Origin of the sequence: Leptospira kanakyensis (assembly GCF_004769235.1) — a bacterium.
Classification (GTDB): domain Bacteria; phylum Spirochaetota; class Leptospiria; order Leptospirales; family Leptospiraceae; genus Leptospira_A; species Leptospira_A kanakyensis.
The window spans coordinates 599,930-626,090 of sequence record NZ_RQFG01000019.1 but is presented as its reverse complement, the minus strand read 5'-3'; the positions used below and the strand labels follow the sequence as shown (position 1 = coordinate 626,090).

The window sequence follows — 26,161 nt, the reverse complement described above, 5'->3', positions numbered from 1 at the left end:
AGTTGTTTGTCTATGACCCCACAAGTAGGGATTTATTTAAAAGAAGGGGAATCTATCGAGGCGGCGCTTCGTAGATTCAAAAGAGATTGTGCGAATGCTGGTATCATGAGCGAAATCAAACGCCGTGAATACTTCGAAAAGCCTAGTGTTGTGAAAAAGAAGGCTGTCGAAGCGGCAAAACGCAAACGAGACAAAAAGAAAAGATTATTCGCTAAAAAAGATAAACTTTAATCTTTAAGCTGGTTTTCCAATGACCCTGCAAGAGACGATCAGTACCGATCTAAAAACGGCATTAAAGGCCAAGGATGAAACCGTCCTCGGCACTTTGCGTCTCATCAAAGCAGAAATTCAATATGAATTAACCAAAACCGGTGCTTCCGAGCTGACGGATACTGCTGTGATGCAGATCCTTAAATCCAATTTCAAACGAAGAAAGGACACGGCTGTTGAATATGACAAAGCCAATCGTCCTGATCTATCGAGTAAAGAAATTCAGGAAGCAGAAGTCATCTCTCGTTATATTCCAAAAGAAGTCTCCGAAGAAGAAATCTCAATCGCAGTCAACGAAGCCATTGTGGAATTGAATGTGAGCGGAGCCCAGGATATGGGAAAGGTGATGGGTAAAGTAATGGCAAAATTTAAAGGACAAAATATAGACGGCTCCAAGGTATCCTCCCTCGTTAAACAAGCACTTAGCGTCCGTTAATACTGTTACACTGTGAATCCTTACCAAAGTTTTAAAGAAAGAGTTCGCAGAGAAGTCTCCATTGATTCCTATATCAACCGATTTGTTCCCTTACGTCGTATGGGAAGAAACCTTGTAGGCATTTGCCCCTTCCACAATGAAAAAACTCCATCTTTCAATGTAAACGCGGAAGGTGGATTCTATCACTGTTTTGGATGTAAAGCATCCGGTGATTTGTTTCGATTTGTGATGGACTACCAAAAGGTAGACTTTCTCAAATCTTTAGAAATCCTTTCTGATTATTCTGGAATTCCTCTTGTGGAAAGAACCAAAGAAGAGGAAGAATCTGAACGTAAAAAGGAAGCTCTCTACCAAGTTTCACAAAAAGCATTGGAATACTTTCAAAGAAATTTAAATACCAGTGCCGGTGAAGTGGCTCTAAAATATTTAGAATCACGAGGGATGTATACAGAGGATTTAAAGGTTTTTAAAATAGGGTTTGGACTTCCTGGATTTGGAAATTTACGACAAGACCTGTTCAAAACAGAAGCCGAAGTTAAGTTAGGTGAGCAGTTAGGTCTTCTCAAAAGACAAGACCAAAATAGAGATCCTTATGATTTCTTTAGAAGTCGCATTATGTTTCCGGTCATTGATACTCGGGGGAGAGTGATTGCCTTTTCCGGTAGGATTCTCGGTGAATCGGAAGAAGCAAAATACATCAATAGTCCGAACTCCCTTATTTACGACAAAAGTCGTACGTTTTATAATTTGAATTTGAGCCAAGACAGCATCCGTAAAACAAGAGAAGCTGTCATCGTCGAAGGTGTGTTTGATGCCATTGGACTCTTTCGTAAAGGGATCGAGTTTGTGGTTGCTCCTCTTGGAACTGGATTTACAGAAGGCCATGTTCGGATCTTAAAAAATATGGCGGACAAAGTGTACCTCATGATGGATTCTGATAAAGCAGGAACCAAAGGTGCCTTTCGTGCCGTGAATCTCCTTTCGAAAGAAGGAGTGGTGGTAAAGGTATGTCATATCCCAGAAGGAAAGGATCCTTTTGATTATTCCCTCCATCATAACAAACAAGAAATTAGAGATTTACTGGAAGGGGCGGCTCCTGCTTCCCAATTTATGATCCGTGAGATCCTGGGTGGTGCGGGTCCATCTTCCTTGGCTGAGGAAAAACAGGCAGGTGTCAAAAAACTCTTCGAATTCCTGAAACCGATGGAAAAAGAAACGGACAAACAGGTCTATTTAGAAGAGGGGGCACGCCAGCTCGGACTCTCTTTTTCTTCTCTTTTTCAGGATTTTCGTGGCAAGCCGGGTGTAACTTCGACCCCCTCTGCGGTCGATACTAAAAAAGAACGGACACTGGCCAAACCAGGGAAACTTTCTCCCGTTTTGGTTTGTGAACGTAAGATGATCGCAATGCTCATTCAGAATTTGGAACTGTTTAGTTTCGCTGATGATTTGTTGTCACTCGAGTTTCGAGATGAAGTATCCGCTTTTCTTTGGGACTATTTATATACGAAGTATTTGCAGAATGAGAACCTAACAGCTGCAGAAATTCTTTCGAGGGAAGAGATTCCTTCGGAATACCTGGGAATGATCGCCGAACATTTTACGGCCGATGAATCGACGTCACCAGGATTATTTAAAGGGATGTTTCTTTACCATGCGGATTTGTTGGATGACGCAAGGATGGAAGAACTTGTCAAAGAGATGGCCAAACCTGACTTAACGATTGAAGAAAAGAACAATCTTTTGTCAGAACTTTCACTCTTAAAAAGTGAAAAAAATAAGAGATCCGTGTATCTCCGAACGATCCAAACGTTAGAAGTATAAAGAGGATAGAGGTAGAATGGAAAATCTAGCAAGCCTACCAGAAGTACAAAAGATCATCTCGATCGGAAAAGCAAATCGAGAGGTATCTTATGATGAAATCAATGAAATACTTCCGGATAAAATTTTAAATTCCGAAAAGATTGATGATGTCTTTACTTTGTTACACGAAATGGGGATCGAAATTGTAGAAGAGTATTCCAAAAAATCATTGGAAGAATCTAGTTCCCTCACAACTACAAAAGAAGAATCCACAAAAGAAACAAAAGAGAAACCTGCACGTAAAAAAAGAGAGTCCAGTGTTTCTTCTAGTTCCGAAGACCCGATTCGCCTTTATTTAAAAGAAATTGGTAAAGTATCTCTTATCTCTGGTGAAACAGAAGTGTTTCTTGCCAAACGGATTGAGAAGGGTGAAAAAATAATTGAAGAAACAATCCTTAGTTCTTCAATACTACGCCAAAACTTTGCGAAACTAATTCCTAAAATTAAATCTAAAAAAATCAAAGTTTATGACTTAGTGAAAGTGGACAAAATGTACGCTCTCAACCAAGAGCAAGCGGACAAATTAGAAAAAGTATTTTTTGAAAACATGGAACTCATCCAACAGGATGAAAAAGTTCTCAACGAATCCACAAACCGAATTCGTAAATATTCTGAGAACTCTAAGAAGTTCAAAGAACTCAAAGAAAAAATTGATTTATCCACTGGTAAAATTGACGAAGCCATTCGCAAAATTGGAGTCTCTCAAAAAGAAATCCAAAAGATCTCTCAAAAGATCAAATCAATGGTTTTCCGAGTTAAGGAAATCGAAAAACATTTCCTTAAAATCAAAGCCAAATACGGACATGATGTTCGTGAAATCAAAGCCCTCAACCGTTTCATCGAAAAAAATGAAAACCTAGATGAAATCGAAAAGATGATGGGTTGTGATATTGATGAAGTCAGAGAAGTCATCAAAGACATTCGTAACAACGAAAGAAAACTCCGTCGTATGGAACAGGAAGCTGGTTCTCCTGTTGGGGAAATCAAAGACTGGGGTGAAAAAATCATCAAAGGCGAAAGAGAAATTGCCCAAGCCAAAAGAGAACTTGTGCGAGCAAACCTTCGTTTGGTGGTCTCCATTGCAAAACGTTATGCCAACCGTGGGATGCATTTCTTCGATTTGATTCAAGAAGGAAACATCGGTCTTATCCGTGCTGTTGATAAATTCGAATACAAAAAAGGTTATAAATTTTCTACTTACGCCACTTGGTGGATCAGACAAGCCATCACTCGTGCGATCTCTGACCAAGCAAGAACCATCCGTGTTCCTGTTCATATGATTGAACAAGTGAACAAAGTGATTCGAGAAACAAGACTCTTTGTCCAAGAGTTTGGTCGCGATCCATCCAATGATGAAATTGCAGAACGACTCGGCTGGCCCGTGCAGAAAGTAAAGGCTGTGAAAAACGTGGCTCGGGAACCAATCTCTCTTGAGATTCCTGTGGGTTCAGAAGAAGATTCGGAACTCGGAGATTTTATCGAAGACAAAGAAGTCATCTCTCCACTAAACTCAGCCGCGTCTTCTATCCTTTCAGAACAAATCCGTCAGGTTTTACAAACCCTTCCCGCTCGGGAGCAAAAGGTCATTCGGATGCGATTCGGTTTGGATGATGGGTATGCACAAACATTGGAAGAGGTGGGTTATCAGTTTAAGGTGACTCGGGAAAGGATTCGTCAGATTGAAGCAAAAGCACTACGAAGACTCCGCCACCCAAGTAGATCTAAAAAACTCAAAGATTATATCGATTAATAGAAATTGTTTTTCGCTTGATCGAAGTTTCGTTCGGATCCATGGTTTGAAAGTCCATGGGTCTGAACCAATTACCAGCTTCTCCTTCTTCTTTATTGTTCCCAAATTCCAAATCCATTTTTAGCATTTTTTTCATATTTCTTTTGATTCCAATATTCTTTCACTGTAAAGCATCTGAAAAACAATTAGATTACCTTCGCACACAAAGTCTCGGCCAAATAAATCCTGAAGAACCATGGCGGTTTAGTCCCGAGTTTTCATTGGATGATAAAGTCTCGACAGCATTTTGTGCCAATGCCAAGGAATTTGGATCAGGATTTACTCTTTATCTAAATTCTTTTTCTCAGTTTTCCGCCTTACAGATATTTAATGGATTTCATAGAAGTGCAAACGATTTAAAAACAAACGATGCTGTTAAAAAAATTCGAATTACTTCTTTTGAGATGGAAACAGATGATTTAAAATCTAAATTAAAATTAGGTTCTACTGTGGATCTAGAACTTTCCAAACCAAAATTTGGAAAATCGGGATTCCAAGTTTTGGATTTAGATGCAAAGTTTCATGGCAATGTCATTCGGTTGGAAATTTTAGAAACCCATGGTTTGGGGTCTACTGGTAGGGTTTGTATTTCCGAGGTTCAGTTTGGTGAAATACAAAAAGAAAAATTTGTTTCTTATCCTTGGGTGTCCTTTGATAAAATCAAACGTACCATTGAACAATTTGGAAAAGCCGAAAGGCATTTTTCTGGATTCAAACAATTGGTATTTGCCAATGAAAAGGGAACCATTTCCTTTTATGACCAAGGAACCATCCTTCCTGTTTTTTTTAAAGCCGACCAAACCTTTAGTTTTTCCGAAATGTATGGAGAAGGTGACCCGTTGGGATTTTTACCATCCATTGTGGGAACTTATACCATCCTTCAATCTTCTGAAGAAGGTTTGGAGTTAAACTTAAGTTATTATGATGGGGGTGGTATCGAAAGAAATATTTCTTGGGTTTTCAAACGAGCCGAAGTGGGCGATGAAGACTTTGAAAACTTCAAAACAAAACTCGGCACTAAGTTTTCTGAAGTATTTAATCCTAAAACGCACTTTCTATTTGTTCTAAAGGAAAAGGAATCGGGAAGAACTTTTTATCATTACGAACTTCCCAAACCGAAATAGAAACAAATCAGGCGATCGTTTTCTTTAAATCTTTGATATGACTTGTCAGTTCGTTTAAGGAAGATTTTTTTTCTTCTTCCTTCCAACCTAGTTCTTTGGCGAGTGCACTAGCGACAGGAACTGCGAGAGATTCCGCCAGTTTTAAATCCAAAAACACAACTCTCCATCTTCTGGATAGAACATCGGTAACGGAAAGTGCAAATTCCTTTTTCACAAAATGTTTGATTTCTTCTAAGAAATATCCAGAGCCTTTTTTGATTTCCTTTGGATTTTTACCTAAAATAAAAGATACTTCTCCACCGTATGCATCCACCAAACGAACCGCAGTGTCATAAGAGAGATCATACATGGTTTGGATTTTTGCGACCAAATGTTTGGAGTATCCTTCGGCACCAGGGAAAGCAAAACTGGCAGTGACACATTTCATTTTAGAAGGAAGGTTCCCCACAGAAATGAGTTTGTCAGTTAGGTCTTCTGCCATTTTGCGGAACGTTGACCATTTCCCACCAGACATAGTCACAAGACCTGAGTTTGATACAAGAATGGCTTCTTCACGAGAGATGGATTTTGTATCTTTTTTATCTCCCGTAGAGATAAGAGGGCGAAGGCCCGAAAAAACAGATTCAATGTCTGCTTTGGTTAACTTTGTATCTAAGTAATCATTTCCTGTTTTTAGTAAAAACTCTACTTCTGATGCAAGAGGGAGAGGTTCTACATCTATCTTTTTGATCGCGGTGTCAGTGGTTCCAAGAAGTACTTTTCCTTCCCAAGGGATCACAAAAACCACACGACCATCGGCCGTTTTCGGAATGATCATTGCCGTGCGGCAAGGTAACTTTGTTTTGTCGAAGACAAGGTGGATTCCTTGGCTTGGTGCAAGAACATTTTCTGCTTTAGGATCATCCAGTTTTCGAAGGGAATCAATCCAAACTCCGGTGGTATTTGCGACTACTTTTGTTTTGATGTTAATTTTCTTTTTGGTGATGAGATCTTTTGCAGTGACACCTATGATTTTTCCATTCGCATCTTTTAAGAAGGAGACCACTTCCATTCGAGAAATTACATCGGCACCGTTTTCTTTGGCAGCACGAACAGTTGTTACATTGAGTCTAGCGTCATTGAACTGAGCATCGTAATACGAGATTCCACCTTTCAGTTTTTCTTTTTTGATGGAGGCAAAATAATCCACAGCCGTGGCTTTTGAGATCCTTTCGTGACCAGGAACAATCGATCTCCCCGCAAGGATATCATACATCGTAAGACCAATGGAGAAAAAAGGTTTTTCCCACCAAACATAGGTTGGTAAAACAAACTGCAAAGGTTTTACAAGATGGGGTGCATTGATGAGGAGGCGTTTTCTTTCTGATAGAGCTTCGTAGATTAATTTAAAATGGAACTGGGCTAAATACCTAACCCCTCCATGGATGAGCTTTGTGGAACGAGAACTAGTTCCCGCTGAGAAATCTTGTTTTTCTAAAAGGGCTACCTTGTATCCACGTAAACTAGCATCCAGAGCGGTACCAGATCCAGTGGCACCTCCGCCGAGTACTAAGATATCGTAGTCAGTTGATTCTAATTGTTTTAGCGTTTGTTTTCGTTCATCTAAATGATTCATAAGGTTTTTTACGTACTTTGGTGGTTGCCTATAGAGATTCTACGGTTAGTATTGTCAAAAGTCACCATTTCGACCATCGAAAATTTTTTAAATTTGTTATGAAAACTGAAAGAGAATTGAACCAAGAATTAGATACCATCCGCCGAGGAACTGTTGAGATCATCAGTGAGGCAGAGTTACTAGAAAAAATAAAATCCAAACCTTCCCTTACCATCAAAGCAGGTTTTGATCCCACGGCTCCCGATTTACATTTGGGACATTTTGTTTTACTCCGAAAACTCAAACACTTTCAAGACTTAGGTCATGAAGTTTGTTTTATGCTTGGTGATTTTACTGCCATGATCGGAGACCCAACAGGCAAATCCGAAACAAGAAAACGTCTTTCGAAAGAAGAGGTTTTGGAAAATTCCAAAACTTACCAAAACCAAGTTTTTAAAATTCTCGATCCAAATAAAACCAAGATCTTATATAACTCTCATTGGTGTTCCGAAATGAAATTCGAAGATGTTTTGGTTTTAACATCCAAATACACAGTCTCTCGAATGTTAGAAAGAGATGACTTTACCAAACGTCATAAAGCGGGTACACCCATCTCCATGATTGAGTTTCTATATCCCTTAGTTCAGGGTTATGATTCTGTTGCGATGAAAGCAGATGTGGAACTTGGGGGAACAGACCAAAAATTTAATATGTTAGTGGGTCGTGATTTACAAAGAGAGTACGGACAAAAACCACAATCCGTCGTTACTTTGCCATTACTTGTTGGTCTAGATGGTGTCAAAAAAATGTCCAAGTCACTGGGAAACTATGTGGGCATCATTGAAAAACCCATCGACATGTATGGAAAAATCATGTCGATCTCAGATGACCTGATGTGGAATTATTTTGAACTTTTGACAGATCTCCCAATTTCCGAAATGGAAAAGAGAAAGGAGGGGATTCGTTCGAAATCACTCCACCCGAAAGAAGTCAAAACAGAACTGGCTCTCCTTGTGATGGACCAACTCCATCCAGAAGAGGAAAACAGGAAAGCAGTCGAAGAGTGGACTGCCATCCACAATACAAAAAACAGAGCCTTACCGGATGAAATTCCAACGGAAACACTGGACTCCTCTTATTTTGCAGAAAAACCTCCGTTACTTGTTTATGTTCTCTCTCAGTTGAAGTTCATTCCTAGTGTATCGGAAGGGCGGAGGCTTGTTCAGGCCGGTGGATTGTATTTGGATGAAGAAAAAATCACCGATCCGGCACTATCCTTGGAACCAGGAAAAGAATATCTGATCCGCCAAGGGAAGAAGGGAAAATTTTTAAAGATAAAGACTTAAAGAGGATTGCCGCTCGTTTTAGAACGGTCGCGGCAAATCCGATAATCGAAAGTAAGGAAACCCATACCCGCATGTCCCTCGATCCGACAAACGAAGAAAAGGAAATTCAAGATATCGTTCATGAACTTTCCCAGGACATCGAGAAAGACAGATTGTTTGCGAAAAAACTTCGAAAGTTTGCCCTTGTTTCTGCACTGGCCTTTGTTGGAATTACCGTTCTTGTTCTTTGTGGGTATTTACTTTATTTAAGTCTCAGTGTCACCAAACTCGAAACTGAAGTCAAAGAAAAAGATAAGAATCTTAGGGAACTCGAACAATCTCTCTTTTCTCTTATGTACCAAGAGCAACTGCGAGAAGAATATGCTCTTGCGGGTGATGCAGAACCGGATACAGAACTAGCCAAACAAGTCGAAGAAAACATTCAGTTCCTAAAAGAGGTAAGTCAAAATACCAAAGGTCGTAATGTCCTCAGGGGAAATGAATCGCAAAAAGAAATTGCCCTTACTTTTGATTTGGCGACTGGCGAAGAACTTCCTGTTTTATACAATTATATCAAAGAACATAAAATCAAAGTAACACTCTTTCTTTCCAATGAAAGGCCATCTGATATCAATGGATCTTTTTTCATTCGTAATAATCTAGATTATATTAAAAAAATGGCGAAAACTGGATCGGTGGAATTTGGAAACCATACCTGGTCCCATTTCAATTACCAAAGGTCTGTGACCGAAACTTCATTAAAAAAAAGGACGGTTCTTGAATATCTTTCAAAATCTGTTTTGGACCTGCCACGGATGGCGGAAGAGCTAAAACGAGTAGAAGATACTTTTCATTCACTCACCAAACAAGAGTTAAAAAAATATTACCGACTCCCTTATGGGGCACTCAGTCAGCTGATTTTAGATGCACATGCCAGTCTTGGTTATACAGATCATATTATGTGGTCAAATAACTCTAAAGGTTCACTTGATTTACCAGATTACATCAGCAAACAATTTCTATATAAAAAAACATCCAAAGGCAAAAAGGAAGTGGTTCGTAACCCGCATTATAAAACAGGCGAGGAAACCTTAACTTTTTTGGATAATTGGGAGAAGGCGGATCCGAACGGAATGAACGGAGCCATCATTCTAATGCATTTGGGTGGGCCAAGAAAATTTGATAAGTTGATTTATATCCTCCCTACCTTCATTGAAAGAATGAAGGAAAAAGGATATAAGTTTGTAACGCTCTCTGAAGTTTTGAATGATAAAAAAGATTAGAAAATCGTTACTGATTTTTTTCTTATCAATCTCTAGTCAGTTTTTCAATTTTAATCCAAAGTTCGATTTCTAAATATTCCTTGAATTGGTGTATTCGCCGGACACCGCACCTTTTTTGCTTAGGTGCGGTTGGATCGCTCTTTAATTTCCGTTATACAAATTGTTTCTTTCTCGTTTGGTATTTTGCGACAAACCAATCTTTAAATAGATATAGGTTTAAATAAAAAACCGGCACCATAATGAGTGTGATGAATGTCGCAAAAGCAAGTCCCCATCCAAAAGCCAAAGCCATCGGAACAAGGAAAGGGTCTTTTCCTCCAATTCCATAGGCAGTCGGAAGGAGTCCGAGAACGGTTGTAACCGTTGTGAGCATAACTGCTCTTAGACGAATGCTTCCTGCTTCTACGAGTAAATCAAAAGTAGATTTACTTGGGTCTTCTAAACGAAGTTGGTTGGCACAATCTACAAGAACAATGGAGTCGTTGACGACCACCCCCGCAAGTCCAATGATTCCAAGAAAGGCAAGGAAAGAGAACGGTTGCCCGTGTAGTAAAAAGGCAAAAATCACACCAATCACCGCAAAGGGAATGGCACTCATCACAATCAGTGGTTGGGCGAGGGAGCGGAAAAGGGATGCGAGAATCATATAGATAATGAGAAGTCCCACAAGAAAAGCCCTGCCGAGGGATGCCATCGACTCTTCTGTATCTTTGTTTTCTCCTGAAAAACGCACTGAATAACCCGGGTATTTGGCGATGATTCCTTCTGTGAGTTTTTTTGCCTCTATATTGACTTGCCTAGAAGTAGAAACTGTTTCATCGATATTGGAAGTTACCGTTAACAAACGTTTGCCATCCAAATGATTGATGGAGGCTCGTCCTGGGTTTCTATCATAACTTGTCAGTCGAGAGACTGGGATTAAGTTACCGGTTAGGTTATTGACATAAACTTTGTTTAAATGGGTGAGGGAGGCTCGATATTCTTCTGGAAAACGAACCCTTACATCTACTTCTTCATCTGCCCGTTTGATTTTTGTGGATACTGTTCCTTGTAAGGCGGTGTTGATGGCAAGGGAAACTGATTGGACGTTCACTCCTGCAAAGGAAGCAAGTGATTCGTCAACAGAAACACGGATCTCATCCTTTCCTTCGTTAAAATCATCGCCGATATCTGTGACCCCATTGATTTTTGCAAGGGCTGCTTTGAACTCCCCACCAATTTTGAGTAAGGTGGCAAAGTCATCTCCTTTGATTTCAATCGCAACAGGTTTTCCTACAGGTGGACCGCCGGCAAGTTTTTCGAATTCTAAATTAACAAGTTTTCCCTTTAAAGAAAGATACTCCCTCGGAACTTCTTCTTTCGGAGTTATGTTTTCTACCTTAGGTGATGAAGTATTTTCTTTTGCCAGTTTTTCTTCCAAAAGGAGAAGTGCTTTTTCATTTAACATGAATTTGGTGTTTTGGCGCACTACTTCAATGATTGTTTCTGTAGATCTTTCTCTATTATCATCAGGGGTTAAATATACCATCACTTGTGCGTAATTTTTCCCTCGTTTGGTAAAAGGATCATTCGGATCTTTTTGGATGATGCCCACACGAGAGATATAGTTTTCCACTTCCCCCTCAGGAAGTTTTCCTACGGCATCTTCAATGGCTCGAATGAAACGATCTGTTTCTTCTAATTTTAAACCCGTTTCTGCAGTGATTCTGACTTGGAAGGTTTCAATGGCTCCTGGAAAAAGTTTAAATTTTCCGAATTTCACCTGAATTGCTAACGAAAACACAAATAGCCCCATAAGAAGGCCTATCATCTTCCAACGATTCTTCAGTGCAAAACTAAGGAGGGGTAAATAGGTTTGTTCTTTAAATTTCACAAACCAATGAGATTCTTCTTTTACTTCTCCTTTCATATCAGTGGTTTTACTCACATCATACAAGTGGGAAGGTAACATAAAAAAAGCTTCAAATAAAGAACTACATAAAGAGAGGATCACAACGAGAGGAATGGAATGGATGAACTTTCCAAAAATTCCCGTCATAAATAACATCGGTCCAAAAGCCGCGATCGTTGTTGTCACGGTAGCGGTTACGGGAGCTAAAACTTCGCTTGTTCCTCGCATGGCAGCTTCGAACGGTTCTTCGCCCATTTCCAAATGGCGGTAGACGTTTTCACAAATGATGATGGCATCATCCACTAAAATTCCCACAACAATGATGAGTCCCATCATAGAGATTAAGTTTAAAGTTAATCCCATATAATTCATTGCCACAAAGGTCATAGCAATCGAGATCGGAATCCCGAGGGCAGTCATCAGAGCCATCCTCCATCCGAGAAACACAAATAAGGATGCAGTTACGAGAAAAAGTCCTGAGACTGCATTGGATGTTAAAACGCCAAGCCTTCTTCTGATGTATTTAGAAAGGTCATTGACAAATGCGTGTTTTACAGTTCCACCTGTGGATTTAATAAATTCTTCTACAACTAGTTTGGAATCATCGACAACAGTGATGGCATCTGCTTTTTCCCTTTTGATGACTGTTAGTGCAATGGCAATATTACCATTGGATTTGTCTAAATATTCTGAATCCTCAAATCCTTCCGTAACATGAGCTACATCTCGAATGCGTACAGAACGTCCGGCGTCATTGGAACGCACAAATACATTGGCAATTTCTTCTGCGGTATCAAATTCACCAACAGTGCGAACGATGATTTCTCGAGTACTTTCATTGATATTTCCACCGGGGAAATTAATATTTCTTAGGCGGAGGGCATTGATGACTTGGGTAGAAGACAAGGAAAGAGCTCGCAGTTTGTCTGGATCCAAATCCACCTTCATTTCCCTTTCTCGCCAACCACGTTTAGTGATTCTTGCAACGGAAGGTAGGTCTTTTAGTTTTTCTTCTAAAATTTTTGCTTGGTCACGTAGTTCTTTTCCATTTAACAAGGGTTTACCGTCTTTTAGACCTGAACTTAAATGAATTTCAATGACTGGTTGCCTTGCTGTTGTGATTTCTGTGACTATGGGATCTTCTACCTCTTCTGGTAGATCTTGGATCCGATCAATTGCTGATTTTAAATCATCAACTACCTTTTGTGTATTTTTGGTATTGGGATCAATGGTGATGATGATGCCTGATCGGTTCTCCAAAGAAGCTGATCGGAATTCTTTGATTCCATCTACTTCTTTGATAGCATCTTCTAAAGGTTTGGTGACTAATTTTTCCACATCAGCAGGTGCCGCACCTGGATAAACAGTTGTGACACTGACAATATCAAAATTGATATTGGGAAATGCTTCGCGGTTCATCGTGGCAGCAGTGAATCCACCCACGAGGAGAATGAGAAAGGTAAGAAGGTTTACGAATAAACTCTTCGAAAGAAAATACTCAACGATGGATGTGCCCATATGGCTCCTTTTGGAGAGAAAAACTATTTAATCTAACAATTTACCTGCAGTATCAATGTCTTCGTTGTAACCGAATAACTTTGTGCTTTTGAGTCGATCTACATAAAGAACGCCGAATAGGTGATCGCATTCGTGTTGTAATACAATGGCTCGGTAACCTTCAATGATTTCTTCATGTTCTTCGAAATTTTCATCTCGCCATTTCATTCGAATTTTATCAGGTCTTTCCACGTAACCACGCATTCCGGGAACCGATAGACAACCTTCCCAGAATCCTTCGCCGGGCCCAGAAAGAGGGGTGATTTCTGGATTGAGGATGATTTGGTTTGGAACTTCGGGAGTTCCTGGATACCTACCGTTGTCATCCTCTTGGCCAACAACTACCAATTTTTTCATAACACCAATTTGAGGGGCAGCAAGACCCACACCTTCTGCGTGACGCATGGTTTCGAACATATCTCGAATCAGTTTTTTAAAATCCTTGGTTTGGATTTCGGATTCAGTTACGTCTTCGCTCGTTTGACGGAGTAAGGGATTGCCAATCTTGAGGATTTTTCTAACAGCCATAATCTAATATGGAATAGATTGAAAAAGGTCACTGATTGATCAAGTGATCTCCTATCCAAATGAAAAAGAATTTGACAGGGGAGGCTTAGAACGCTGAAATCTCGGGAGGGATTTTGGAGACGAGGGGAATCGAACCCCCGACCTTTTGAATGCCATTCAAACGCTCTCCCAACTGAGCTACGTCCCCTTGTGCTAATCCAAGGTGGGTGACAGCGTTTGCTTGTCAACAGAATCCCAAAATGGCTAAGGAACCAGAGATTTTATGGGACAAGATACGGTAGAAGAACTGACTAAAAAACTGAAAATCCAATCGGATATCATCAAAGGCTATGAAAAAGTTCTTAGACTAAACGAACAAGAATTAGCAAATGCAGATGAGATCATTCGTATGTACGAACAAATCATCGACTATTCTCGAATGGAACTTAGGGAAGCTAAAGAAACAGTCCAAGCAAGTTCAATGGTATCCAATCTCAGTCGAGACGAACTCATGTCTGCTTTCGACAAAATTAAGTCACTGGAAGATGCAAATCGTAAACTAAGAGAAGAATCACTAAAATTTAACAAAGATTAAACCATTGAAACCCAGCGTGCTCCCGCCGATCATCCGAAAAAATGAAGAAGGTGGATTTTACCTCTCTTCTTCATCTGAACTGGATGACCTGTATCATTTTATTCTGGGTCAGGCAAAACGACTTGTATCTGCAAAATCAGCAGCGTTTTATTTCCGAAACGAAAGAGGAAATTTAAGTCGTTTTGGTTTGGTGAATGACAAATCCACTGCTGGTTCCATCGCCAAACATGTTTTTAAAACTCGCAAAAGTATCCTCATCAAAAAAGGTTCTCACTTAAAAGAATCCCTTGGCCCCCTTGCTGAATCATATATTGCTTGTTACGTGGGCGATGAAATAGGGGACTTGTCTCTCGGAGTTCTTGTTTTAGAAGGGATCAAACACTTCCAAAATTTTTCTGAACAGGATTTGGATCTAATCAATTACTTTAGTGCTAATCTCAATGCACTCTTTAAAGATACGGTTCTTTCGGAAGCAGAACCACAATTTTTTAATTCTCTTACTACCTCCATTTTACTTCTTATCGATAACGCCAATATTCATAACAATAACAATCGCCTTCAATACTTCTTAGAGGAGATCATTCGGGTTGCAGTTTTAATAAACACGAGTGTGGACTTGGGACAGGTTCTTGTGATGGTCATGGAATCTGCAAAATCCGTATTTCGAACAGAAGCAAGCTCTTTACTTTTGTTAGATGACAAAAAAGAATATCTTATCTTTCACACGGTGACGGGCGAAAAACGCGAAGAAGTGGCTAAAATCAAGGTTCCCGTGGGGCAAGGGATTGCGGGAACCGTGGCTGTGACCAAACAGCCAATGATCATTAACGATGCGCAAAATGACAATCGTGTCTTTCGGGATGTAGATAAGGCATCAAATTTCATTACACGAAATATTCTCGCAAGTCCCTTAATTGTAGGGGACGAAGTCATTGGTGTGATCGAAGCAATTAATACCATTGACCGAAATAATTTTAGTCAGGATGATATTGATACATTTTTGTCTTTTTCCAGTGCTTGTGCCGTTGCCATTCAAAAAACGAGACTTCTTGAAAACTTAAACGATACCAACTTAGAACTCAAACAAAAGTTAAGTACACTTGAATCCATATTTGACTTAGGACAAGCCGTCCTAGAATCTCATGACGAACTGGGTCTAATGTCCAAAACTTTGAGTATCCTCACCAAAGAATTGTCATGCGAAGATGCCGGAATGGTGATTATCGAGGAAAAAAACAAAAACCGAATTCAAGTGTATGCAAGGCAACTCGGGATTGTGAGAGAGTCTTTTTTCCCAATGCCAGAAAGTAGGCTTTTCCTAAGCCTTATGGAATCGGGAAATCCTCGGATGGCAGTTGTTTCCCCACAACTGGAAGAATCCTTTTTGGAATTAGAGTTTTATACCTTAAAGAAAAATTTTCTAATCCTTCCCATTGCTCCTCGTGGTGGGAACTTACGTGCTGCACTTTATGTGAGTGGAAAACAATCGGCTCATTCTTTTAATGAAACAGACCTTCGTATGCTAAAAACCCTTTCGTCACCACTCGCAAAGGCTTACGAAAACTTACGATTAAACCAAGAAATTATCACTAAAAAATCGATCGAAAAAGAAATCGAAATTACAAGAAAAATCCAAAACAATATTTTACCCAATTCTCTCTTACAATCTCCACTGTTTGATTTGGGAGTGATGTCTGTTGCCGCCAAAGAAGTGTCAGGTGACTTCTATGATTTCCATTCTTTTGGGGACGATCAGTATTCGTTTTTAGTGGCTGATGTGTCTGGAAAAAGTTTACCTGCCGCCATTTTTATGGCCATGTCTAGTTCGATCATTCGTACACTTTCCCGAACCACAGACCTTTCTCCTTCGGAACTTTTGTTTCGTGCCAACCAATTGATTTATGAAGATTCTCAGTCGGGAATGTTTGTAACCTTGTTCCTAGTCAATTACCAAAGACGGACTCGAACTTTGAAATTTGCCTCTGCGGGTCACAACGACCAAATTTGGATTCGTAAAGATGGAAGTTTTGAACTTCTGAAAGGTAAGGGGGCACCATTAGGTGTTGTCCCTCAAACCAACTACCAAGGTGGGGAAATACAAATTGAACCCGGTGACATTTTGGTTTTTTATACGGATGGAGCCATCGAAGAAAAAAATCCAGAAGAAGAGGAATATGGCCTCGATCGTTTTATCAATTTTATCATTGAACGAAGGAACGAATCTTCAGAGAAAATCGTGGAAGAGGTTTATGATGATATCCGAGAGTTCTCCCGCTCTGATGAACAATACGATGACTTTACTGTGATGATTCTCAAATTTGCAGAAGTGACTAGTTTTGAAATCTCCAGGACTTTCCCGGCTATGCCCGACGAAATTCCCAAACTTCGCGATTTTATTTCTGAACATTTAGAAGGCAAAATCACAAAACCCTTTGCCTTTGATGATATTCTGATATCTTTGGATGAAGCAGCGACCAATATCGTCATGCACAGTTACAAAGGAACCGAACTAGACCATCCTAGTTTTGAATGTAGGATCGAACTGATTGGAGACAACCTCAAGGTTGTTCTCATCGATGAGGGGAAACCCTTTGACAGAAAAAAAGTCCCTAAACCTTCCGTAGAAGCCAATGTTAAGGGGGAACGGAAGGGTGGATTTGGCGTTTATCTAATGGAGACTCTAATGGACAAAGTGTCCTATGACTTCAACGGGAAACAAAACATTACCTATTTGGAGAAAACAATCGTATGAACGAAGACAAAATTGGAATCCATTCGGAAGTAGTTGGTAACAAGATGGTTGTATATGTCCAAGGCAATTTGGACGTTCACAATACACATAAAATCGAAAAGGATTTGATGGCCATCGTTGGTGCCGCGGGGAAACCGGTCATTTTTAATTTAAGTGATGTTCCCTTTATCTCTTCTGCAGGACTTCGGTTGCTCGTCACAACACTTCGCCTTTGCCAAGAGCAAAAAATAAGCATTTCTATCTGTGGATTACAACCTGCAGTAGAGAAAGTATTCGATATCATTGGAATGCAGCAGCTATTTACAATTTATCCTGATTTAGACTCTGCCCTACAGTAAAAATCACTTTTCTAAGTGATCCTAAACAAAACATTGGAAAAAAACTTATGGAAACCAAGCAGTATTCCCTAAACAACCCGTTTAAAGAAACTAAGGCTCCGGAAACTCAAACCGGAATTTATGATGATGCTCTCAAACTAGGAAAGGAACTCATAGAGAAACCAATCCTTGGAGGCGGAGAAGATCGTATCCGTGTCCAACACTCCAAAAACCGTATGACGGTTTGGGAGAGGATCAAAGTCCTTACTGATGAAGAACCTAATATCACCTACCAAAACTGGGGCCCCAACTTAGATGGAGCTTCGATTGTTACTGGAATTTTAAATATCAAAGGCCGAGATGTAGCGGTTTATGGACACGACTTTACCCTTCGTGCTGGTTCCATGGATGCAACCAACGGTAGTAAACTTGCTCGCCTCATCCAAATGGCCGGGACTCACGGAATCCCTCTTATCGGGATGAACGACTCTGCCGGTGCTTACGTTCCTGCGGGAGTGGGTGGACTAGACGGTTATTCGGAAGCCTTTACCGCACTTCGCAAAATCAGTGGTGTGGTTCCTTCCGTTATGCTTATGTTTGGTTTCAATGCTGGTGGTGGAGCCTACCTCCCTCGCCAGGGATCGTTTATGATCCAATGTGATGGAACCTTCTTTGGTCTCACTGGACCTGGTGTTGTTAAGTCTGTTCTCGGGGAAGATATTTCTGCTGAGGATTTGGGTGGGCCAAAAGTTCACGGACAGTCCGGGGTAGTCGACCTTGTGACAAACGATGAATTGGGTTCTCTAAGAACTGCCATCCGTCTTCTGAATTATTTACCAGATAATAACCATAGTTTTGCGCCGTTTTATCCGACTTCGGATCCGGTAGACAGGTTCATTTACGAAGAAGACATTCTTTTTAGAAAAACGTTTAATTCCCCAACAGGAATGAACACTCCTTTTGACATCACACTTTACTTACAACAAATCTGTGACCATGGTGAGTTCTTTGAATTACAACCACAAAGAGCAAGAAACATCGTAACGGCTTTTGGTCGTATCGGTGGTCATGTGGTGGGATTTCTTGCCAATAACTCTGCTGTATCTTCTGGTCAGATTGATATTGGAGCATCTCGCAAAGGAACTCGTTTTGTAAGATTCTGTAACTTATACAATATCCCTATGGTATTTGTAGAAGATACAACTGGATTTTTACCAGGACGCGACCAAGAACACAATGGGATTGTTCTCGAAGGAAGAAAACTCCTCGATTCTATCATTGACCTTCGCACTCCAAGACTCACTCTTATCATTCGTAATGCCTTTGGTGGAGCTTATGCTACGTTTAACTCCTATTTTACGGGAGCATCGATGGTGTTTGCACTTCCTACCGCAAGGATTGCTGTAATGGGTCCTGCAGGAAAAGAGTATGTTTACAAAGACGAAATCACAAGTATCCAAAAAGAGTTTTTGGCCAATGTGAAAAAAGGAATGAGTGAAAAAGAAGCAAGCGCCACTCGCGATGCCAAACTTTTCGAAATCGGTCAACGATACGAAAAAGAACTGATGAATCCGAAAGAAGCACTCTCTCTTGGTTCTGTTTCCTCCATCATTTTACCAGGTTACACAAGAAATGTATTATCCAAAAACTTGAGTTTCCTCATGTCCAAATACAAACCGGCAGAAATGTCCGGCCCTCAAAGGGAGTTTGAATAATTTCCATGTTAGATAAGAATTTAAAACGCATTCAATTCCAAGAGTCCGAGTCTGCATGGATTCGTTCCTTTACTGTGGAATCGATCAAATGTCTGATTGTTTGCCGTGGCCCTGTTCGTAAGGAAACCATGGATGTTTTCGATGCGATTGGTGTGAAGGAATACGGAATTTTACTTTCCGAAAAAGATTCCATCGTTTATCCAAAGGCTCTTGCTCCGGAACTTCGTAACTTTCGATTCCCAGAAAATATCCACCGAGTTCCTGATTATATGGGAGCGGGTAAGGAAGAGAAAGAACAACGCATCCGCCAAATCATTGGAATCACCAAAGACAATGGATACACTCATATCTTTGCCGGTTACGGATTTATGGCAGAAGATGCTGAATTCATCGAAGCCATTGAAAAAGCAGGGATCACTTTTATGGGACCAAGTTCCCATGTAGCCAAAGGTGCTGGTGCCAAAGACGAAGCAAAAAAACTCGCAAGAAGTCTCAATGTATCGGTAACTCCTGGGGTCGACAATATCACTGCTCTTGCTTTACTTCGTAAAACGGGAAATTCCAAAGATGGACTTCTTAAAGTTGCAAAAGAAAATAACTTAAACTTTTCTTTTAATGATTCCAAAGCATTGGAAGACAATGCGGAAGACTTACTCCAACTTTCTTATGAAAAAACCATAGACATCACTTCCATCCCTGACTTACAAAAAGAATCTTCCATCCTTTGTGAAGATATTTGGAAAAAGTATCCAGGCAAACGAATCCGGTTCAAATACATCGGTGGTGGTGGTGGAAAGGGACAACGTGTCATCAGTGAAAAATCTGAAATTGATGCTGCTGTGATGGAAATCCTTGCGGAATCTAAAGTTACTGCTGTTGGTTCCAATAGAAACTTCCTAATTGAACTTAACATTGAAAACACACGCCATAACGAAATCCAGCTCATTGGTAACGGAGAGTGGTCTTTGTCTCTGGGGGGCCGTGATTGTTCTTTGCAGATGCATGAACAAAAACTTTTGGAAATTTCGCAAACGGTTGAGTTACTCCAAAAAGAAGCGGATCTCGTTCGTTCTTCAAATGCCAAAAAAGCAGCCATCCTCGACAAAGATGTTCAAACTTTAAAAGACATGGAAAACCAAGCGGAAGTGTTTGGAAAGGCCATTCGTTTGAATTCTGTTTCTACTTTTGAATGTATTGTTGAAGGAAATAGTTTCTTCTTTATGGAAGTAAACACAAGGATTCAGGTGGAACACCGTGTCACAGAGATGGTGTACAAAATGAAGTTCACCAATCCGAACGATCCGAATGATATTTTCTACATTGATTCCCTTGTGGAAGCAATGGCAGTTCTTTCCATCCATGGTCCAAGAGTTCCAAAACCGGAACGAATTGTTCGCAACGTATCCGGTGCAGAAGTTCGGATCAATGCGACAAACCGTGCACTCCAACCACACGCAGGTGGGATCATCCAAAACTGGTCTAAAACGCTACCGGAAGAAATCAGAGATGACCAAGGGATTTGTACTCGTAACCCTGATACGGGTGCCTTTGTTCATTACAACCTAGCCGGAGCTTATGATTCTAACGTGGCTCTGATTGTTTCTTATGGAACAAGCCGAACTGAGAACTTAGAGATTTTGGGTAACATCCTTCGCAAAACAGAGCTTAGGGGTCAAAACCTTGAAACCAACTTACTCGTTCACTATGGTCTCATCCAGTGGATTTTAGGTAAGGATGCGATGTTCAAACCATCTACGGCATTTATGATTTCGTATTTGGCAGGAATTGGTTCCTTACAATCTATCATCAATGATTTAGATTTAGAGTATCTTTGGACGGAAAAAACAAAAGCTGCTGATGCAGATTTGAAAAAAGTCCTAAACAAAAAGATGACCCTTGTCATTCGTCCTTTAGAAAGACTCCTTGCGAACCCACACTTACTCGGTGGATTCCTCGGATTCTTTGATGGAAAACTTTGGACTCGAACAGGGAACAATGTGGCTTTCAATGAAAACCCAATCCAATTTTTGGATTCTTTGTACTACTATTTGAACTTAGATACAACAGAAGAAAAAGCAAGTTCTGAAAAGATTTGGGATCATGATGCCAACTTACTTTTAGAAGCCAAAGCTTTCTATTCTGAATTATCTACTCGAACAGGTCTTAGTACTTGGAAAGATTTATCAGATGCACTGGCAAAAGGTAAAAACCCATCCAAGTCACTTTCTGATGATCTTTGGAATGCTTCGGTGGCAAGCCATAACGGGTTCCAAGCTGGTCTTGAAACTTTGTTGTTACTTCCAAAAATCGGTATCAAATCCAACTTCTTTGGTTTGGACGTAAATGCAGATTTGGATGGAGTAGTGCCAGATGAATTCAAAAACAAAGACACAAGGGATGCATTCATCAAAACACTGAACCCTCCACCAAAAATGTCTGGGGATGAAATTGTGGCTCCGATGGGTGGAATGTTCTACTCAAAAGAAGCTCCAAACCTTCCTATGCTCATAAGTGAAGGGGATCATTTTCAAGCGGGACAACCTCTCTTTATCATTGAAGTAATGAAGATGTTTAACAAAATCCTTGCTCCAGTCAGTGGAACCATTGTGAAAAACTTAATGGTGGATTCAGACGGAAAGATTGTGACAAAAGCACAACCCATCTTTAAAATCAAACCAGATGAAATTCTAAAGGAAGAATCTCCGGAAGAAATTCGAACAAGAAAAGTGAAGGTAACAAAAGAGTTGGGTCTTGGTTAATTAACCATAACCCACAATTGTTTTGTAAATTTCAGAAAGAGGGAGGATGTGATTCACACCTCCTCTCTTGATTGCTTCTTTCGGCATACCAAATACAACCGAAGTTTCTTCATTTTGGGCTATGGTATCCGCTCCAGCTTCTTTCATTTCATGTAAACCAGAAGCACCATCATCACCCATTCCCGTCATAATGATTCCCTTGGAATTTTTACCTGCTTGTCTTGCAACAGAGCGAAAAAGTACATCCACAGAAGGCCTATGTCTATTGACTAGAGGGCCATCTGTCACTTCCACATAATACTGGGCACCTGACCGCCGAACTGTCATATGGCGGTTCCCTGGTGCTATGAGAGCAAGTCCTCTGACGACACGGTCTCCATCTTTTGCTTCTTTCACACTAATATCACAAATGGAATCCAATCGTTTGGCAAAAGTCTCTGTAAACTTTTCTGGCATATGTTGGACAATGACGATACCCGGAGTTTTGTCTCTGGGGAGTTTCGTGAGAACTTCTTCCAGTGCAATGGTTCCACCGGTGGAAGTCCCGATGGCCACGATTTTTTCTGTTGCTTGTAGTTGAGAGATATCTTGTTTTTTATCGGTTTTGATCGAAAACTCTTTTCTATCAGCTTGGGTCGGCAGTGCCTTCAGTGAAACCGAAGCGGCAGCTAAAACGGCATCAGTTAGTTCAATTGTGGATTCATGTAAAAAATCTTTTAATCCAATTTTTGGTTTTGTGATGACTTCGCAAGCGCCAAGGCTCATAGCAATCATCGCAGTATCAGATCCCTCTGTGGTTAAGGTTGAACAAATAACAACAGGAGTAGGTCTCTCTGACATGATTTTTTTAAGGAAAGACAATCCATCCATTCTTGGCATTTCGATATCCAAAACAATGACATCGGGCCAATCATTATTCATTTTATCCAAAGCAAAGATAGGATCGGAAGCACTACCTAAAAATTCGAAAGCAGAATCTGATTTGAATATTTCAGCTAATACCTGTCTTACGACAGCAGAGTCATCAACAACAAAGACCTTAATTTTTTTCATAGAATTATTTTTTCTCTACCCAAACTTCGCCGTCCCAAACTGTGAAATATACCTTTCTAGATAAGTTTCCACCTATATCCTCTGAAATGATTTTGATTTCATTTTCTTCCAGAATTTTTTTTGCGAAGTCTGCATTCCTTGTACCAACTTGAGAACTTGAACTATCTTTTAATATTTCTCTTTCTTCATGTAAAAACATATTGGATCCTCCAAAAATTTTTGCATAATATTCTTTCGGTGAGGATTTATGTTTTTTAATTTCTGATATAAAATAAGAAAATGCATCCACTCCATACTTATGAGTTTTTGCTGAATGGATGTCGGCTGGACTTGGCAGAAGGTAATGGCACATTCCCCCGATATGCCGGTTCGGGTGCCATAAAATAATAGATACACAAGATCCAAGTAGGGTTCTTACTCGAAAGTCAGAACCTCCGAAAAAAATTTCTCCAGGGTTTAAATACCGGTCGATGACTTCCTTTGGTGATTCCATTACATAACATTGGACGAAGATTCTTGAATGGCTTGTAACTCAGAAAGCTCTAGAATTTGGTTCACTTTTAAGATGATGACAAATTTATTCTCTAATTTCCCCAGTCCTTGGATGAAATCGAGGCGGATTTTTGAGCCAAAACTTGGGGGTTCTTCAATGGATTCTGGGGTAATGTCTACCACTTCATTCACAGCATCCACAAGGAGACCAACATCAATGATTTCATTTTCCATTTTCACTTCTGTGATGATGATACAGGTTTTACGGTTGGTTTCCGTTTTCTTTTTATAGAACCTTGCGTTTAGATCAATCACGGGAACTACATTCCCTCTGAGATTGATCACACCTGGAATATAATCAGGCATCATCGGGACATGAGTCACTGACTCAAATTCGATGATCTCTTTGATGTATAAAATTCCCAGGCCAAAAAGTTCTTCGGATAGGAGAAAGGTTAAGTATTGGAGTTCCTGCATTTGGGTCCTCCTCCTTTAATACTTTTGGAACTTGTTTGTTTCTTCTGTCGGATCCGTCTTTCTAGGATTCGTTGTATTTTGTTTTCCCGATGCTCTTTGTTTTGCGATTTTAGAATCATAGGCCGCTGGAAAAGAACTTTGTTTTCCCAATTTGAAAAAACTAATGGAAGAGAGAAGTTTCTCTGCTTGGGCTTGTAATTCTTCTGCAATGGCTGCCAATTCTTCTGAAGCTGTGGCTGATTGTTGAGACACTTGGTCAAGTTGTCCCATTGCTTTATTGACTTCGTTGACTCCTGAGGATTGTTCTTGGCTCGCCGCAGTGATTTCCTGAACTAGATCCGCTGTTTTATTGATGGCAGGAACAATCTCTTCAATGAGTTTACCTGCTGATTCAGCAATTTGAACAGAGCTACCGGCCAAACTTCCGATTTCATTTGCTGATTTTTGGGAACGTTCTGCCAACTTTCTAACTTCAGAGGCAACCACAGCAAATCCTTTCCCGTGTTCTCCTGCTCTTGCTGCTTCGATAGCGGCATTTAACGCAAGTAAGTTGGTTTGGTAAGCAATGTCTTCGATGATAGAAATTTTATCTGCAATTTCCTTCATTGCTGAAACTGTATTTTTTACAGCTTCTCCACCTTGTTTTGCATCTTTGGCAGATTTAGTTGCGATGGTATCAGTTTGTTTTGCATTTTCTGCATTTTGGTCAATGGATGCACCCATCTCTTCTAAGGAAGCGGATGTTTCTTCTACGGAGGCTGCTTGTTCACTGGCTCCTTGGGAAAGAGTGCTTGCAGTCGATGCTACTTCGTCAGCTGCGTTGACGAGAGCGTCTGTATTTGTCCTGACATCATTGATGATTTCTACTAACTTTTTGGAAGTATTGTTAAAAGAATCTCTCAGTTTAGCAAAACCTCCATCATAATCACTCGTAATGAGTTGGGTGAGGTCTCCGTTTTCTAAAGCAGCAAGTCCAATGACTAGGTCATCGACAATACGTGCTGTTTCGAGTGTGATTTTCTTTTGTTCAGTAATGTCTGTTGCATATTTGATGACTTTAAATGGTTTTCCGTTGGCATCAATGATCGGAGTATACGTTGCTTGCAACCAGACTTCTTTTCCATTTTTACCAATACGTTTATACTCAGCTGCTTGGAATTCTCCACGACCGAGGGCCGCCCAAAATTGGCGGTAAGATTCTGTGTTTGCCTCTTGGGTATCTACAAAGATTCTATGGTGTTGGCCTTTGACTTCTTCTAGTGGGTAACCAATGACTTTGAGAAAGTTTTCATTGGCTGTCAAAATGGTTCCATCCATATTGAATTCAATCGTTGCCTGTGATCTGTTAATGGCTCTAGAATTGGCATTGGCTTCTGTAACATCAGCCCATTCGACAACACTTCCTAACCTTTCCCCGGTTGCTGTTATGATCGGGTTTGCAATTAAGTTAAATTCACGACTTCCAATAGTAATGCTAGTTTTGTGTTCTGCTGTGAATGTTCCAAGTAAACGGCGTTGGTGGCTCGGATCTTTATGGTATCCATCAATATTACTTCCCATTAAATCTTTGAGTGAAAAATTGCGGAGCTGTGTTTTGATTTCATTTTCTGACTTGGCAAACATGGAATGAATCGCTTTGTTCATATACACCACATTTAGATTTAAATCAGCAATCATCACGTTTGTTGAAACGCTGTCCAAAGCTGTTTTGATTTGGATTGCATCTTTCATTGGTTTTTCAATTTGTTTTAACAAAGTAAAAAGTAGGTAAGCCGTGATGATAAAGAAAAGTCCACCTGAGAGATAAATGGGAAGGAGGTTTCCTTTTTCAGAGTTGGATCTTTCTGCAATGTCTAAAATGCTATCCTTGGTAAGTTGTGCACTCAGTTTAAAAATGGAACTGGAATAAACTTTCCATAAGGAAGGTAAAGAGGATTTTAGAAGGTCTTTTTTTGTTTGGTCTTCTGGATCAGTGAGATAGTTTTTTACGGAACTAATGTATCCTTCTTTCTCTGAATGGAAGTTTCCAAGAATGGTCGATTCTTCTTTGGAACCAGGGGAAGAGGAAATTTGTTCCCAGGAAGAAGATAATTTTTCCAAATCATATTTTATCTTGGCTACCAAGGTTTTGTCTACGTCTGGTGCTCCGAGGAGGGCCAAAAGATCTGCTTGGATCGATTGGCTTAAGTTCCAAGCAGATTCCAGTTTTCCCATTTTTTGTAAATGAGCATTGGTTGTTTCTTCTGTAGGGAAAGAACCCGAGAATGTTCTCCAGGAATATACGGATATCCAAATCGCAAATAGTAATCCCGTAAGGAAAAAAACGATTAGTTTCTTGTTTATCTTATTATTTTTCATATCA

At 40.1% G+C, this 26,161-nt stretch carries 19 protein-coding genes and 1 tRNA gene; 12 read left to right on the top strand and 8 right to left on the bottom strand.

Going from position 1 to position 26,161, the window contains the following annotated elements; translation table 11 throughout:
• Positions 1-12: 12 nt before the first annotated feature.
• Genes rpsU through EHQ16_RS17280 form a run of 5 tightly spaced genes read left to right on the top strand, consistent with a single transcriptional unit; the run spans position 13 to position 5,482 of the window.
• Positions 13-231, top strand: coding sequence for a 30S ribosomal protein S21 (gene rpsU, locus EHQ16_RS17300; RefSeq protein ID WP_002973784.1), 219 nt, complete (start codon positions 13-15; stop codon positions 229-231).
• A 19-nt stretch (positions 232-250) separates the two neighbouring features.
• Positions 251-706 carry a GatB/YqeY domain-containing protein gene (locus EHQ16_RS17295; protein ID WP_135632423.1) on the top strand — a complete coding sequence of 152 codons (456 nt, stop codon included), beginning with the start codon at positions 251-253 and terminating at the stop codon, positions 704-706.
• 12 nt (positions 707-718) lie between these two features.
• The gene (dnaG, locus tag EHQ16_RS17290) at positions 719-2,530 is read left to right on the top strand and encodes a DNA primase (RefSeq protein ID WP_135632422.1); all 1,812 of its coding nucleotides are present in this window, start codon (positions 719-721) and stop codon (positions 2,528-2,530) included.
• A 16-nt stretch (positions 2,531-2,546) separates the two neighbouring features.
• Entirely contained in the window at positions 2,547-4,319 is a 1,773-nt protein-coding gene (gene rpoD / locus EHQ16_RS17285; protein WP_100742789.1) for an RNA polymerase sigma factor RpoD, read from the top strand.
• Between the two features lie 56 nt (positions 4,320-4,375).
• The gene (locus EHQ16_RS17280; protein WP_244242130.1) at positions 4,376-5,482 is read left to right on the top strand and encodes an NADase-type glycan-binding domain-containing protein; all 1,107 of its coding nucleotides are present in this window, start codon (positions 4,376-4,378) and stop codon (positions 5,480-5,482) included.
• A 7-nt stretch (positions 5,483-5,489) separates the two neighbouring features.
• Here the strand turns inward: EHQ16_RS17280 and EHQ16_RS17275 are convergent, their stop codons facing one another.
• Positions 5,490-7,097, bottom strand: a complete 1,608-nt coding sequence (locus EHQ16_RS17275; RefSeq protein WP_135632421.1) for a glycerol-3-phosphate dehydrogenase/oxidase — start codon at positions 7,095-7,097, stop codon at positions 5,490-5,492.
• Positions 7,098-7,195: 98 nt separating this feature from the next.
• On the opposite strand from EHQ16_RS17275, the gene tyrS reads away from it, so the two are divergent.
• Entirely contained in the window at positions 7,196-8,422 is a 1,227-nt protein-coding gene (gene tyrS / locus EHQ16_RS17270) for a tyrosine--tRNA ligase (protein ID WP_135632420.1), read from the top strand.
• 71 nt (positions 8,423-8,493) lie between these two features.
• Positions 8,494-9,684 carry a polysaccharide deacetylase family protein gene (locus EHQ16_RS17265; RefSeq protein WP_135632419.1) on the top strand — a complete coding sequence of 397 codons (1,191 nt, stop codon included), beginning with the start codon at positions 8,494-8,496 and terminating at the stop codon, positions 9,682-9,684.
• Between the two features lie 151 nt (positions 9,685-9,835).
• Here the strand turns inward: EHQ16_RS17265 and EHQ16_RS17260 are convergent, their stop codons facing one another.
• The 3 genes from EHQ16_RS17260 to EHQ16_RS17250 all read right to left on the bottom strand — a co-directional run bounded on the left by EHQ16_RS17260 (position 9,836) and on the right by EHQ16_RS17250 (position 13,847).
• Positions 9,836-13,093, bottom strand: coding sequence for an efflux RND transporter permease subunit (locus EHQ16_RS17260; protein ID WP_135632418.1), 3,258 nt, complete (start codon positions 13,091-13,093; stop codon positions 9,836-9,838).
• Positions 13,094-13,120: 27 nt separating this feature from the next.
• Entirely contained in the window at positions 13,121-13,660 is a 540-nt protein-coding gene (gene def, locus EHQ16_RS17255; RefSeq protein WP_135632417.1) for a peptide deformylase, read from the bottom strand.
• Positions 13,661-13,774: 114 nt separating this feature from the next.
• Positions 13,775-13,847 (bottom strand) — tRNA-Ala (locus tag EHQ16_RS17250).
• A 75-nt stretch (positions 13,848-13,922) separates the two neighbouring features.
• On the opposite strand from EHQ16_RS17250, the gene EHQ16_RS17245 reads away from it, so the two are divergent.
• From EHQ16_RS17245 to EHQ16_RS17225, 5 genes are read left to right on the top strand one after another with little or no spacing between them, the layout of a single operon-like run.
• The gene (locus EHQ16_RS17245; protein ID WP_004788640.1) at positions 13,923-14,234 is read left to right on the top strand and encodes a hypothetical protein; all 312 of its coding nucleotides are present in this window, start codon (positions 13,923-13,925) and stop codon (positions 14,232-14,234) included.
• 4 nt (positions 14,235-14,238) lie between these two features.
• Positions 14,239-16,986 carry a SpoIIE family protein phosphatase gene (locus EHQ16_RS17240; RefSeq protein WP_135632416.1) on the top strand — a complete coding sequence of 916 codons (2,748 nt, stop codon included), beginning with the start codon at positions 14,239-14,241 and terminating at the stop codon, positions 16,984-16,986.
• Complete coding sequence (locus EHQ16_RS17235) at positions 16,983-17,324, top strand: STAS domain-containing protein (RefSeq protein WP_135632415.1); 342 nt, start codon at positions 16,983-16,985, stop codon at positions 17,322-17,324. Before EHQ16_RS17240 ends, EHQ16_RS17235 begins: the two co-directional genes overlap by 4 nt.
• Before the next feature lie 47 nt (positions 17,325-17,371).
• Complete coding sequence (locus EHQ16_RS17230; RefSeq protein WP_135632414.1) at positions 17,372-19,018, top strand: acyl-CoA carboxylase subunit beta; 1,647 nt, start codon at positions 17,372-17,374, stop codon at positions 19,016-19,018.
• Positions 19,019-19,023: 5 nt separating this feature from the next.
• Positions 19,024-21,777 (top strand): ATP-binding protein, encoded by a 2,754-nt coding sequence (locus tag EHQ16_RS17225; protein WP_135632413.1) that lies wholly within the window; start codon positions 19,024-19,026, stop codon positions 21,775-21,777.
• Here the strand turns inward: EHQ16_RS17225 and EHQ16_RS17220 are convergent, their stop codons facing one another.
• From EHQ16_RS17220 to EHQ16_RS17205, 4 genes are read right to left on the bottom strand one after another with little or no spacing between them, the layout of a single operon-like run.
• Entirely contained in the window at positions 21,778-22,830 is a 1,053-nt protein-coding gene (locus EHQ16_RS17220; RefSeq protein WP_135632412.1) for a protein-glutamate methylesterase/protein-glutamine glutaminase, read from the bottom strand.
• A 4-nt stretch (positions 22,831-22,834) separates the two neighbouring features.
• Entirely contained in the window at positions 22,835-23,323 is a 489-nt protein-coding gene (locus EHQ16_RS17215) for a chemotaxis protein CheD (protein ID WP_135632411.1), read from the bottom strand.
• Positions 23,323-23,799 (bottom strand): chemotaxis protein CheW, encoded by a 477-nt coding sequence (locus EHQ16_RS17210; RefSeq protein ID WP_135632410.1) that lies wholly within the window; start codon positions 23,797-23,799, stop codon positions 23,323-23,325. The genes EHQ16_RS17215 and EHQ16_RS17210 overlap by 1 nt, the downstream gene beginning before the upstream one ends.
• A 15-nt stretch (positions 23,800-23,814) precedes the next feature.
• The gene (locus EHQ16_RS17205) at positions 23,815-26,157 is read right to left on the bottom strand and encodes a methyl-accepting chemotaxis protein (RefSeq protein WP_135632409.1); all 2,343 of its coding nucleotides are present in this window, start codon (positions 26,155-26,157) and stop codon (positions 23,815-23,817) included.
• Positions 26,158-26,161 lie beyond the last annotated feature (4 nt).